Origin of the sequence: Streptomyces sp. 3N207 (assembly GCF_052246355.1) — a bacterium.
Taxonomy (GTDB): domain Bacteria; phylum Actinomycetota; class Actinomycetes; order Streptomycetales; family Streptomycetaceae; genus Streptomyces.
Genome location: NZ_JBQQBV010000007.1, coordinates 26,037 through 39,102 on the forward strand (window position 1 = coordinate 26,037; position 13,066 = coordinate 39,102).

Below are 13,066 nucleotides of genomic sequence, written 5' to 3' on the forward strand. Positions count from 1 at the left end.
ATACGCGCCCCGGCCGGGCCGGTCAGGGTGGGGCCATGGTCAAGAACCTGCGGACTCTTCTCGGTCCAGGACCCAAGGACGCCCCGGGCGCAGGGAATCCGACCCTGTGCGGTGACGGCGGGGAGATCCACGTCGTACAGGACGGCCCGGCCGACGCCCCGGCACTCTTCCTGATCCACGGGTTCGCCGCGTCGGGCAGAAGTTGGGACCTGCTCGTCCCGATGCTGGCCAGGAGCCATCGAGTGATCAGGATCGATCTGCTCGGGCACGGCCGGTCGGCCAAGCCGGCCGGCGGCGTCGGCTACCGGATCGCCGAACAGGCGCGCCGGGTCGGGGAGGCGCTGGACCGGCTGGGTGTCCGGCACGCCATCGTGGTCGGCCACTCCACCGGCGGCTCGGTCGCCACCGCGCTCACTGAGCGACGGCCGGACCTGGTGACCGCTCTCGCCCTCATCAACTCCGGGCCCTGTCTCGACGCGTACATTCCGCAGTGGCCCGTCGACCGGCTCCTGTCCCTGCCCGTCATCGGCCAACTGCTGTGGGGGCTGCGCACCGACTCGATGATCCGCCGGGCGGCGGCCACCGCCGTCACCCATGACATCGAAATCCCGCAGGCGATCGTCGACGACGTACGCGGAATGACCTACCGCGCGTTCACGGGGGCATCCCGGGCGGCCCGCGGCTATCTCCGGCAGCGCCCACTGCCCGATCGACTGGCCACCCTCGGTAAGCCGCTGCTGGTCATCTTCGGTGGCCAGGACCGACGGTGGCGATCCTCCTCCGCGGCCGACTACCGCATCGTCCCCGGCGCGACGATCGAAATGCTCCCCGGCGTCGGGCACTCGCCCCTGCTCGAGGAACCGTCCCGGACCGCCGGACTGCTACTGGCGTTCACCGCAGCCCACACGCCGCCCCCGGGCAGCTGACGCCGGCCCAGGAACAGCGGCTCACCGAGGGCCTGGCCGTGACGAAAGCAACGAAGGTCCCGAAATCCACGAAGGTCATAAACGAAATCCACGAAGGTTATGACGAAATCGACGAAGACGGGAGAGCGATGACCGCCACCGGCCTTTCCCGGGCGAGGGAACAGTCCACACCACCACCGGATGACGATTCCGCGCCGGGGCAGAGCATGGCACGGCTGCTGCGCCCGTATTTCCGGAGTTTCGCGGCCGTTGTCGTCCTGCAGGTCATCGGCGCTGTCGCGGGTCTGGCGCCGCTGCTGGCGGTCGTCGAGTTGGGCCGTGCGCTGTTGTCGCCCGGGCCGACCGATCACGGCCATGTCCGGACCGTGGTGATCGCGGGGGCGACCGGCTTGCTCGTACGGCTGCTGTTCACGGCCGCCTCGTCCGGAATCGGGCACATTCTCGACAGCCAGGTGCAGTTGTCCTTTCGCCGAGCGCTGGCTGAGCGGCTGGGGCACGTACCGATCGGCTGGTTCTCCCGACGCCGGACCGGTGAGCTGGCAAAGGTGGTGGGGGAGGACGTCAGTGCGGTGCACCCGTTCATCGCCCATACCCCCGGCGAACTCGTCGCCGCATTCGTGGTGCCATTTGTGTCGCTGATCTATTTGTTCACCGTCGACTGGCGGCTCACCCTGATCACGCTGATACCGGTGGTGCTGGCAATCGCGCTGGTCCCGTTGATGATGACCCCGGCCCGGCAGCGCGAACAGACGGAGTTCGACGAGGGCATGGGACGGATTTCCAACTCCGTCGTCGAATTCGTACAGGGCATCTCGGTGGTCAAGGCGTTCGGCGGCTCCGGGCGCTCCCACCGTGAATTCCGCACGGCCGCAGACGATTTCGTCGACACCTTTTACCGGTGGGTGCGCGGTGTCTCCGGGATCGCCGCGGGGATGCAGATGGTGCTGTCGCCGCCGTTCGTGCTGCTGGTCGTGCTGATCGGCGGCGCGGCTCTGCTCACGAGCGGGAGCATGCCCCCGGCCGACCTGCTGCCCTTCCTGCTGCTCGGGCTGGGCCTGACCGCTCCGGTGGCAGCCCTCGGCCATGGTTTCGACGATATGCAGGCCGCACGGCGCGCGGTCGGCCGGATCCGGGACGTGCTGGCGGTGCAGTCGCTGCCGGAACCCGCGCACCCTGTCGCACCACAGGGGCACCGCGTGGAACTGCGTGACGTTCGGTTCGGATACGAAGCCGACCGCGAGGTGCTGCGAGGGATCGACCTGGTCCTCGAACCGGGGACGGTCACCGCGATCGTCGGGCCGTCGGGCAGCGGAAAGTCGACGCTCGTTCAGCTGTTGCCGCGATTCTTCGACCCGACCCACGGTTCGGTCGCCCTGGGCGGTGTCGATCTGCGCGAAATCGGCAGCCGGGAGCTCTACCGGAATATCTCCTTCGTCTTCCAGGACGTCCGCCTGCTACGCGCTTCGGTCGCGGACAACATTGCGCTGGCCGTACCGCATGCCGAACTCGGCGACGTGGTTCGCGCCGCCCGGCTGGCAAACATTCATGACCGAATTCTCGAACTGCCGCGCGGATACGAGTCGGTGATCGGTGAGGACGCCGGACTGTCGGGCGGCGAGGCACAGCGGATCTCGATCGCCCGCGCACTGCTCACTGCCGCGCCCGTTCTGGTGCTCGACGAGGCGACCGCCTTCGCCGACCCGCAGACCGAACAGGCAGTGCGCCGGGCCCTGACGACGCCGGAGGGCGAGCGGACCGTTCTGGTCATCGCCCATCGCCTTGAGACGGTCGCCGACGCCGACACCGTCGTGATGCTGGAGAACGGTTCGATCGTCGAGCGCGGCAGGCCCGCCGAACTGCTGAAACAGAACGGAAAGTTCGCCGCGTTCTGGCAATCCCACCGATCGGTGAGTACCGACTCGGTGAGTACCGAAGCGGTGAGGTGTGAGGAGACCGATACCGACCGGTCGGTCGAACGGGGGCAGGCGATGCCGACAGGCGGGCGTGCGAGGAAGGAAGAACGACCGTGAGAACGCATGGCTTGGTCGATCCGAGGGAGATGTATCTCCGCACCATTTTCGAGCTGGAGGAAGAAGGCGTCGTGCCACTTCGGGCGCGGATCGCCGAAAGGCTCCAGCAGAGCGGGCCGACCGTCTCACAGACGGTGGCCCGGATGCAGCGCGATGGCCTGGTGCGGGTGGCCGGCGACCGGCGGTTGGTGATGACGGAGCCGGGCCGCCGTCGGGCAGTGCGGGTGATGCGGAAACACCGCCTGGCCGAGTGCCTTCTGGCGGACGTGATCGGTCTTCAATGGGAGGACGTTCATGTCGAGGCGTCCCGATGGCAGCACGTCATGTCCGACGCGGTGGAGACGCGGTTGACGGAGATCCTCGGCCACCCCGCCACTTGTCCGCACGGCAGCCCCATTCCCACTCGGGACGAGAGCGGCGCCGTCCTCGAACCCGTCCTCACCATGACGGATGCGGCCACCGCCGCAGAGAGCACGGTGATGGTCGTCCGGATCAGCGAACAACTCCAGAACCGTCCCTCGGTCCTGCTGCGCCTGAAACGCGTCGGGATGCGACCCGCTCACAAGGTCACGGTCATGGCCACCGAGGGCGGTGTGCGCGTGACAGGCGATGAGCAGGCGACGTTCCCGCACGAACTCAGTGATCACATCTTCGTGGAGCCCCACACCGGCGTACTGCAAGGAGACCAGCCGCGATGATGCACACCCTGCTGCGCGTGCTGGGGCGCGAGTACGCCCGGCCGATGCGCCGCACCGTGGCCCTGATGACGACGACCGCGATCGCCGAGGGGCTGTCCTACGCACTGCTGGTTCCCGTACTGCGGGCGCTGTTCGGGAGCACGCCCTCGGATGCCTGGCCCTGGCTGCTCGCGTTCGGATCCGCGGTCGCGGCCTACGCGGCGCTGCGCTACATCAGCGATCTGTCCGGTTTCCGCGTCGGGGCCGCGCTGTTGCGTGGTACGTACCACCGTCTCGGCGATCATCTGGCCCGCCTGCCCATCGGCTGGTACGGTGCCGGCCGCGTCGGGGAGGTCTCCGTCCTGGCCAGTCGCGGTGTCCTGCAGGCCATGAGCGTGATCGCGCATCTGCTGGCACCGTTCATCTCCGCCTGTGTGACGCCGCTGACGATCGTTGCCGTGATGCTTGCAGTCAACTGGCACATGGGACTGGCCGCGTCGGCTGCCGCACCGGCCGTGGCGGCGATCCAGATCTGGACGGGACGCTCGATGGCCGCCGACGACGCGGAGCGCCACGAACGCGACCACGAGGCCACCGGGCGGGTCATCGAATATCTCCAGGCCCAGCCGGCACTGCGCGCCGGCGGCCGGACCGCCGAACGTTTCCGGTTGCTCGACGACTCGCTGCGGGAGGTCCAGCGCGCGTCCCGCCGTTCCACGCTGTCGGCGCTGCCCGGCGTACTGGGCTTGACGGTCACGGTGCAGGCGATGTTCACCGCGTTGCTGGTCCTGGGCGCTTACCTCGCGCTCGGCGGGAATATCGGGGTGCCAGAGACCTTGACGATTCTGGTACTGGCCGCCCGCTGTGCGGAGCCGCTGCTTTCGCTGTCGGATATCGGCGGCAAACTCCGCGGCGCACGTTCCGTGCTGGCGAGACTCGACACGGTATTGCGCACCGAACCGCTGCCGGAAGCTCCCGAACCGGTCCAGCCGACAAGCCATGACCTGGAGTTCGAGTCCGTCTCCTTCCAGCATGGCGACCGTACGGTGATCGACAATGTGTCGTTGTCCGTGCCCGAGGGACGGCGGCTTGCCGTTGTCGGGCCGTCGGGCGCGGGCAAGAGCACACTGCTGCAACTGCTCGCACGCTTCTACGACGTGGACGCGGGCGCGGTGCGCGTAGGAGGCGTGGACGTACGCGCCATCAACACCGAGGTGCTGATGGCGCATATCTCCATCGTCTTCCAGGACGTCTATCTCTTCGACGGCACGATCGAGGAGAACGTGCGTCTCGGCCGCCCCGATGCCGACGAAGCCGAGGTGCGGGCAGCAGTGACCGCGGCGCGGTTGGACGAGGTGCTCGAGCGACTGCCCGGCGGATGGGCGACGCATGTCGGCGAGGGCGGCGCACTGCTGTCGGGCGGTGAGCGCCAGCGTGTCTCGATCGCGCGGGCACTGCTGAAGAATGCGCCCGTCGTGCTGTTGGACGAGGTGACCTCCGCGCTGGACCCGATGAACGAGGCGGCGGTCCACCAGGGCATCGAACGCCTGATGGCAGGCCGGACGGTGGTGATGGTTGCGCATCGGCTGCGAACCGTCCAACGCGCCGATCACATCGCCTTTCTGGACGGCGGCCGGATCGTGGAGGAAGGCAGCCACGACGAACTTCTGCGCCGCGGTGGCCGTTACGCCGATTACTGGAACATTTCCCTGATACCGGCAGCGAGCGAATGAGCCGGAATGAAGCCCGATCCATCGCTACGGACAAGAACTGCTACGGGGGCAGGGCACCGTTGCGGGGCAAGAACTGCTACGGAGCAAGAACTGCTACGGAGCAAGAACTGCTACGGAGCAAGAACTGCTACGGAGCAAGAAATGCTACGGGGCAAGAACGCCGAACCATCTTTGCATCTGGCTCCGCAGTTCCTCCTGGTCTTCACCGGCCCAGGCCACATGACCGTCCGGCCGCAGCAGCACCGCGGGCATCTCCAGCTCCTCGCTGCCGTCCACGACGTGATCGATCCGGTCGGCCCATCCGGCGACCGACAGCCGACCGGTACGGTCGAGCAACAGCCCGCGGCCGCCGTGCATCAGCTCGTAGAGACGACCCCGCTTCAGCTCCACGTCCCGCAACCGTCGGCCGAGCAGTTCGTGGCCGTCGCCGAAGTCGTAGCGGATCCCGACCGCGGTGATCATCTCGGTCAGGTGCCGGTTGACCTCCTCGAAGTCCGCCAGCTCCGAGAACAGCTCCCGCAACGCCGTGGCACCCGGACCGGTCCCCATCAGCATGATCTGTGCCCGGGTGCCCGCCAGTACCCGGGCGCCGACCGGGTGCCGTTCGGTGTGGTAGCTGTCCAGCAGCCCCTTCGGCGCCCAGCCGTTGACCTCGGCGGCAAGTTTCCAGCCGAGGTTGAACGCGTCCTGAATGCCGAGGTTGAGCCCCTGCCCGCCGGCCGGCGGATGGATGTGCGCCGCGTCACCGGCCAGCAGCACCCGGCCGACCCGGTAGCGCTCGGCCTGCCGGGTGGCGTCGCCGAACCGGGACAGCCAGCGCGGCGAGTGCGCCCCGAAGTCGGTGCCGGCGACCATCCGCAGCTGCTGCGTGAACTCCGCGAGGGTCGGCGCACCCGCATGGTCCTCGGCCACCCCTTCGGCAGGCACGACGATGCGATGCACCCCGTCCCCCATGGGGACGACGCCGAACCGCAGTTGGGTTTTGCGGACTTCCGCGACGAGGGAGGTGATCGTCGCCGGATCCTCGGTCACCTCCATATCGCCCAGCAGCGTCTCGACCCTGGTGGGCTCGCCCGGGAAGCCGACGCCGAGCAGCTTGCGCACCACGCTGCGGCCGCCGTCGCAGCCGACGAGATAGCGTGCGCGCAGCCGCGTCCCTCCCCTGCCGGTGACGCCCTCATCGGCGGGGGTGCTCCCACCGGCCAGCTCGGCGGTCACCCCGTACTCGTCCTGGCTCAGCCCGACCAGTTCGCAGCCGCGCCGGATCTCGGCGCCGAGCTCGGTGGCGTGCTCGGTCAGCAGACGCTCCGTGACGGCCTGCGGGATGGCGAGGCCGTACGGATGTGCGGTATCCACACGGTCCGGCCACGGCTTGGCGATGCCGGCGAAGAGACTGCCGGCCTGGAACCGCTCGCTGACCGCGAGGAACCGGTCGAGCAGGCCGCGCTGGTCCATCACCTCGACGCTGCGCGTGTGCAGGCCGAGCGAGCGGGACTGCCCGGTCGGCTCCGCCAACTTCTCCAGCACGACCACGTGCACACCGTGCAGCCGCAACTCGCCCGCCAGCATCAGGCCGGTCGGCCCGCCGCCGACCACGATCACGTCGATCATGAAAACCCCCACTTGACGGATGTGATTTCCGGCCGACCGCTTCGCAGTAGTCCGGCGCCGCGCATCCCGCACTTCGACGCCGAGTTCTCGTTGACGTACCGCGAGTTCCACAGGCGGTCCAGACGTCTTCTACCGGCGAATAAGCGGCGAACCACCGGCGAATTGACGTGCCTGCGTGCCCATTACGTCGACAAACAGCGCACGCATTTCGCGAATCCCTGATTTCTGCAGGTTCTGGCCTTGGCCGATGATTCTGCGGCACCACCCGGGTCTTGCCGCAAGCCCCCCGGTGCGCTATACGTTGAACATGGCAAGGAGTGAGTAGCGCCTCCTTTTCGTTCTCCCCGAGCGACCCGACCACGGCCGGGCTTTTTCAGCCGGACGGCCGCGGCGATGCCCAGATCGAACGCCGAGCTCCGAATTGCCGGCGCCGACGTCGACGCCAGCGCCCTGGCTCGCAGTGAAGCCACGTTCAGCATGCGGGGATTCACCGCCGGGATGACCCGTAGAAGGCGGATCTCCCCTCCCCCGGCCCTCGGCTTCGCAGCGCGCTGCTGTGGGCGGCAGCCACTTTTTTGTGGGTACTTGGCAGCAGCAGGCGGCCGGGCGAGTCTGGTGGTGGCCGGTCGGACGACCGACCGGCCCGGCAGGAACGAACGAGGGACAACCGGCGAAGGGGGCTCGGGGTGGCGCGATGTCAGGAGACCGGCGTCTGCGGCTCCAGCGCCCTGGTGAGCCTCTCCAGCCGACGGTGGCCCCAGTCGGACAGCGGTCCGAGAGCCTCGGCGAGATCGCGGCCGAACGGGGTCAGCGAGTACTCGGTCTTCAACGGCAGCACGTCGTACACCTCGCGGTGCACGAGGCCGTCCGTCTCCATCTCGCGGAGTGCCTGAGTCAGCACCTTCTCGGTGAGCCCCGGCAGGTTTCTGCGGAGCTCGCCGGGGCGGCGCGGGCCTGACTCCAACTGCCAGAGCAGTGCGGTCTTCCACTTGCCGTCGATCACGGAGATCGCGGCGGTCACCCCGCACACGTTCGGGTCCTGAGCCCGGCTGCGCGTCATCGTCGCCCCCTTTGTCATCAACAGTTGCTGCTTGCCGCTATTCATCGTATTCGCAAGGAAGTTGAGCCATGTCTTCGTCCATATCTTCGTCCGCCTCCCCCACGTCTTCCTCCGCCTCTTCCTCCACGTCCCCGTCCGAGGAACAATCCACCGGCCGTCCGTCTTCCGACGGCCGGTCCGCCGTCACGGTGCTCGGGCTGGGGCCGATGGGGCAGGCGCTGGCCGGTGCGTTCCTGGACGCGGGAGTACGGACCACCGTCTGGAACCGGACCCCCGGCAAGGACAAGGAACTGGTCGAACGGGGCGCATCGAGCGCTGCGACGGCCGAGGAGGCGGTCGCGGCGGCCGAGCTGACCGTCGTCTGCGTGGTCAACTACGACGCGGCCGACGCCGTGCTGCGGCGCGATGCCGTCACCGAAGCGCTCAAGGGCCGTACGGTCGTGAACCTGACCGCCGACACCCCCGGCCGCGCCCGGGACACGGCCGACTGGGCGGACCGGCACGGCATCCAGTACCTGGACGGCGCGATCATGACGCCGACCACCACCATCGGCACCCCCGACGCCGTCTTCCTGCACAGCGGACCGCGCGAGCTGTACGAGCGTCAGCTGCCCGTGTTGGAGGCGCTGGGCGGCACCCACACCCACCTCGGTACGGAGATCAGTCGCGCGGCGGCCCATGACATCGCGCTGCTCGACATCTTCTGGACCGCGATGGCGGGTTACGCGCACGCCGTCGCGATGGCCCGCGCGGAGGGCATCAGTGCGCGGGAGCTGGCACCGTTCGCCAAGGGGATCGCTGCGATCCTGCCGCCGATCTTCGAGGAGTGGGCGGACGACACGGACGAGGGCACCTTCTCGGGCAGGCTCAATCCGCTCACCTCGGGTGCCTCCTCCATGGCGCACATCGTGCACGCCTCCGAGGAGCACGGCATCGACGCGGCAGTCATGCGCGCCGTCGAGGGCTGGGCCCGCCGCACCATCGGACTGGGACATGGAACGGACGGGTTCATGCGGGTCGCGGAGGTGCTGGGGCGGCGCTGACCGGCCGCCCGGGCGCGGCGCGTACCGCACGGGACGGGCCGCGCGGGACGGTTCGGACGGGAGGGGTCGGATGGGACGGGTCTGGCCGAGGCGCGCCGGATCGCCAGGGCCCGCGACGGACGGCGCATCCGGTGCTGCGGCACCCCGCTCGGCGGCCGGCCGGCCGCCGAACGGAATGTGCCTGCTGTGCGGGTTGACCTTCACCTCGGGGGAAGCCGCAGCATCGGCGGTGCCGGGCGGGGAGCCCGGTGAGGAGGGAGGACGGGTATGGGTACGGACTGGCTGACCATCGGGGCCTTCGCGAAGGCGTCGCGGCTCTCCCCGAAGGCCCTGCGGCTGTACGACGAGCTCGGCCTGCTGACCCCCGCCCGCGTCGACCCGGTGAGCGGCTACCGCCGCTACGCCCCCGAACAACTGGAGCGCGCCCGGCTGGTGGCCTGGCTGCGCCGCCTGGGCATGCCGCTGGCCCGCATCAGGCTCGTATGCGACCTGGCGACGGCAGGGGACGCGGAGACAGCGGATGCGGCGGCAACGGGCTCAGCGGTGACGGGCTCCGCAGCAACGGGCTCCGCGGCAGCGGACCCCGCGGTGACGGGCCTCACGGCAACGGGCTCGGCCGCCGCGCGGGAAGTGCGGGCGTACTGGGCAGAGACCGAGGCGGAGTTCGCGGCGCGCCGGGACCTGGCCACCTTCCTCGTCGACCACCTGTCACGGAAGGACGTGGACCTCATGTCGCACACCACCAAAACCCCCGACGTTCCCCTGAACATCCGCTATGCCGCCCACTCCGACACCGGACGCGTACGGGAGAGCAACCAGGACACGGCATACGCCGACGCCCAGTTGCTGGCCGTCGCCGACGGGTTCGGCAGCGGGGGAGAGCGGGCGAGCGCGGCGGCCGTCGGGGCGCTCCGGCGGCTGGAGATGGACACCGTTCCGGCCGGTGAGCTCCTCAACGCCCTGGAGGACGCCGTCGAGGAGGCGGGTCGCGCCGTGCGCGGTGTCGCGGCGGAGGACGTCGGCACCACTCTCACGGCACTGCTGCGGACCGGCTCCCGGCTCGCCCTCGTCCACATCGGCGACACCCGCGCCCATCTGCTGCGGGGCGGGGAGTTCTTCCAGCTCACGGACGATCACACGCTGGTGCGGAAGCTGCTCGACGAGGGGCGGCTGAGCCCCGAGGAGGCCGCCTCGTACCCGCAGCCCGCGCTGCTGGCCCGCGCGTTGACGGGGGAGGGCGCGGGCGGCGCCGTCGACATGAAGCTCCGCGAAGCGCGTGCCGGGGACCGGTACCTGCTGTGCTCGGACGGCCTGTCGGCGGTCGTACCGACGGCTGACATCCGCGAGATCGTCACCACGGCCGCCGACCCGGCGCAGGCGGTACGCACACTGGTCGAGTCCGCCAACCGCGCCGGCGGGCCCGACAACGTGAGCTGCGTGGTCGCCGACGTGGTGGCTGCCGACGCTGCTGTTGGCTGACCCGCTTCACTGCGCCCCGCGCAGCAGCCGGGCGGCGTGGTCGCAGAGGGCACGGGTGGCCGGGTGGGTCGGGGTGTGCGGCCACACCAGGCAGACGGTGATCGGATCCGCGTCGGCGAGCGGGAGATAGCGAACGCCGGGGTGCGGATAGCTGTGGAGGGTGCTCTCGGCGGTCACCCCGACGGAGTCCCCTGTGGCGATGGCGGTGAGCCATTCGTCCACGTTGGCCACCTCGAAGGTGTCGGGCCGTGCCTCCTCGGGCCACAGTTCGGCGCTGGTGGTGGTGGCGGTGGCGCAGATCGCGACCGGACGCGGCGCCAGATCGGCCAGCCGCACCGTGCCGCGCTCGGCGAGCGGATCACCGTCCGGGACGGCCGCGACCCGGGACTCCTGGTAGAGGGCGAGCGCTTGCAGCCCCGCGCCGGGTGCGGGGCGCGTGCGCAGGAAGGCCGCATCGATCTCGCCCCGCCGCAGCTCGGCCTCCGGGTCGTCGCACCGGCGCACGCCCAGGGGCGTGCCCGGGTGTTCCGTACGCCATGAGCGAAGGAGCGGCACGGTGTGGCGGCCGAGCGCTCCCCAGGGGAAGCCGATCCGCAGCGGGCGCGGGCCCGTCATGACCTCCGCCAGCGCGTCGTCCAGCTCCCGCAGCACCCGGTGCGCGCGCTCCCACAGCCGCCGTCCCGGCTCGGTCAGCTCCAGCCGGCGGGTGGTCCGCTCGACGAGCCGGGTGCCCAGCCGGGCCTCCAACTGGTCGAGGGTGCGGGAGAGCGCGGGCTGGCTGATGTGCAGGGCGCGGGCAGCGCCCGTGATGGTGCCCTCGTCGCCGATGGCGGCCAGCGCCCGCAGATGACGCAGCTCCACATTCATAATCACCGAGCATAAATCCTGCACAATCGGCATTTTACTGCGCTGAGGACGGGGCCCTAGCGTCCTGGGCATGAACATTCTTCTGATCGGCGCGACGGGCAGGCTCGGCGCCGCCGTGCGTTCCGCGCTGGCCGAGCGCGGCCACCAGCTGCTCACCGTCGGCCGCACCGGCGGCGACCTGCGCTACGACATCGCCGACCCCGAACAGGTCACCGCCCTGTACGAAGCGGCGGATGCGGCGGCGCGCGCGGCGGGCGGGCCGCTGGACGCCGTCGTCAGCGCGGCCGGCGACGTGCCGTACAAGCCGGTGGCCCAGATGTCGGCCGCGGACTACACCGCGGCCTTCCACGGCAAGGTCCTCAGCCAGCTCGAACTGGTCCGGCAGGGCATCCCGCGGATCGCCGAACGCGGCTCGTTCACACTGATCACCGGTGTGCTGACCCGCGAGCCCATCCCCGCAGGCAGCGCCGCCTCGATGGCCAACGGCGCCGTGGAAGCCTTCGTACGCGCCGCGGCCGTCGAGATCGCACCGCAGCGCGTCAACGCCGTCAGCCCCACGCTCTTCACCGAAAGCGTCCCGGACTACGGCGACTTCTTCCCCGGCGTCCTGCCCGTGGACCTTGCGGACGTCGCCCAGGCGTACGTCCGCTCCGTCGAAGGCAGCCATACGGGACGGATCTACGCACTGGCGTGACCTCCCACGGCTCCCACGGCTCCCGCGGCTCCCACGGCTCCCACGGAGGCGTCGGCGAATGCCCCGGCCCGCGCGGCGAGCGCAGCCGCGTGGGCCGCCTCCGCCGGCAGCTCCGGGTCCGGTTCGGCGTGCAGCAGCACCCGTTGGTGATAGACGGGGGCCGTCGAACTCACCACCAGCTTCCGCGCGTCGACCGGCGGACTCAGCTCCCCGCGCGCCACAGCCCGGTCCACGACCACCTCGCAGCGTGCGTACCGCTCCTCCCAGAACCGTCTCAGCGCCCGCGCCGCCTCCTCCGAGCGGAAGGATGCGGCGATCAGGCCCAGCGCGACCGACGGCTCATCCGTCAGCGCCTCCTGCACCTCCTCGTTCAGCGCCCGCAGGTCACCCTCCAGAGAGCCGGTGTCGGCCGGGCTCCAGCCGTCGTCCCCCGCCGCGTCGAGCACGTCGGCGAGCAGTCCGCCCACATCGCGCCAGCGGCGGTAGACCGTCGCGCGGTGCACGCCCGAGCGCGCGGCGACGGCGTCGACGGTCAGGCCGTCGAATCCCTGCTCCACAAGCAGCGGGCCGACGGCTCCCAGCACCCGCTCGCGGACGCGCGCCGTACGACCGCCGGGCCGCCGCGAGCCGGGTGTCGGCGGCTCCGCGGCGTCGGCGGCAGCCTCGTCGGCCGCGTTGTCGTTGCCTTCTCCGGGCCTTCCTGCTGTCAGTCCCGCTGTCACGTCACGACCATCTCCGCTTCCCGTCCTCGCCCGTCCTGCTCGTTTCCGGCTTCGCCCGCCTTGCTCGCCTCGCCCGCCTTGCTCGCCTCGCTCGCGATTTCCACTTGCCGTGGCGGGGACGCCGTGTCACTATCTTAACGCGACAGGCGTCGCTGTAAAGCCTCGCCGGTCGCGGTTCCCGGTTGTACCCGTCGCGCATCACACATGCCGCGGCACGGAAGAGG

At 70.1% G+C, this 13,066-nt stretch carries 11 protein-coding genes; 7 read left to right on the top strand and 4 right to left on the bottom strand.

Translation table 11 applies throughout. From position 1 onward, the window contains the following. The first annotated feature begins 35 nt into the window (after positions 1-35). From ACTWP9_RS13135 to ACTWP9_RS13150, 4 genes are all read left to right on the top strand, one after another. The gene (locus ACTWP9_RS13135; RefSeq protein WP_443246273.1) at positions 36-926 is read left to right on the top strand and encodes an alpha/beta fold hydrolase; all 891 of its coding nucleotides are present in this window, start codon (positions 36-38) and stop codon (positions 924-926) included. 128 nt (positions 927-1,054) lie between these two features. Further along, on the top strand, positions 1,055-2,956 hold the full coding sequence (locus ACTWP9_RS13140) for an ABC transporter ATP-binding protein (protein ID WP_443246458.1): 1,902 nt from the start codon (positions 1,055-1,057) through the stop codon (positions 2,954-2,956). Next, positions 2,953-3,654 carry a metal-dependent transcriptional regulator gene (locus ACTWP9_RS13145; protein WP_443246274.1) on the top strand — a complete coding sequence of 234 codons (702 nt, stop codon included), beginning with the start codon at positions 2,953-2,955 and terminating at the stop codon, positions 3,652-3,654. The genes ACTWP9_RS13140 and ACTWP9_RS13145 overlap by 4 nt, the downstream gene beginning before the upstream one ends. Further along, positions 3,651-5,366 carry an ABC transporter ATP-binding protein gene (locus ACTWP9_RS13150; RefSeq protein ID WP_443246275.1) on the top strand — a complete coding sequence of 572 codons (1,716 nt, stop codon included), beginning with the start codon at positions 3,651-3,653 and terminating at the stop codon, positions 5,364-5,366. Before ACTWP9_RS13145 ends, ACTWP9_RS13150 begins: the two co-directional genes overlap by 4 nt. A 144-nt stretch (positions 5,367-5,510) precedes the next feature. On the opposite strand, the gene rox is transcribed toward ACTWP9_RS13150, so the two are convergent. Both rox and ACTWP9_RS13160 read right to left on the bottom strand, forming a co-directional pair. Then, positions 5,511-6,977 (bottom strand): rifampin monooxygenase, encoded by a 1,467-nt coding sequence (rox, locus tag ACTWP9_RS13155; protein WP_443246276.1) that lies wholly within the window; start codon positions 6,975-6,977, stop codon positions 5,511-5,513. 697 nt (positions 6,978-7,674) lie between these two features. Further along, on the bottom strand, positions 7,675-8,037 hold the full coding sequence (locus ACTWP9_RS13160; protein ID WP_443246277.1) for a winged helix-turn-helix transcriptional regulator: 363 nt from the start codon (positions 8,035-8,037) through the stop codon (positions 7,675-7,677). A gap of 68 nt (positions 8,038-8,105) precedes the next feature. Here ACTWP9_RS13160 and ACTWP9_RS13165 point away from each other — a divergent pair, with 68 nt between their 5' ends. Then, on the top strand, positions 8,106-9,080 hold the full coding sequence (locus ACTWP9_RS13165) for an NAD(P)-dependent oxidoreductase (protein ID WP_443246278.1): 975 nt from the start codon (positions 8,106-8,108) through the stop codon (positions 9,078-9,080). 267 nt (positions 9,081-9,347) lie between these two features. Further along, the gene (locus ACTWP9_RS13170) at positions 9,348-10,559 is read left to right on the top strand and encodes a MerR family transcriptional regulator (RefSeq protein WP_443246279.1); all 1,212 of its coding nucleotides are present in this window, start codon (positions 9,348-9,350) and stop codon (positions 10,557-10,559) included. Positions 10,560-10,565: 6 nt separating this feature from the next. Here the strand turns inward: ACTWP9_RS13170 and ACTWP9_RS13175 are convergent, their stop codons facing one another. Beyond that, a complete protein-coding gene (locus ACTWP9_RS13175; protein WP_443246280.1) occupies positions 10,566-11,426 on the bottom strand; it encodes a LysR family transcriptional regulator in 861 nt (286 codons plus the stop codon). A 70-nt stretch (positions 11,427-11,496) separates the two neighbouring features. Here ACTWP9_RS13175 and ACTWP9_RS13180 point away from each other — a divergent pair, with 70 nt between their 5' ends. Further along, positions 11,497-12,120 carry a short chain dehydrogenase gene (locus ACTWP9_RS13180; RefSeq protein ID WP_443246281.1) on the top strand — a complete coding sequence of 208 codons (624 nt, stop codon included), beginning with the start codon at positions 11,497-11,499 and terminating at the stop codon, positions 12,118-12,120. Here the strand turns inward: ACTWP9_RS13180 and ACTWP9_RS13185 are convergent. Continuing rightward, positions 12,105-12,842, bottom strand: a complete 738-nt coding sequence (locus ACTWP9_RS13185; RefSeq protein WP_443246282.1) for a TetR/AcrR family transcriptional regulator — start codon at positions 12,840-12,842, stop codon at positions 12,105-12,107. The genes ACTWP9_RS13180 and ACTWP9_RS13185 overlap by 16 nt on opposite strands. Between the last annotated feature and the right edge of the window lie 224 nt (positions 12,843-13,066).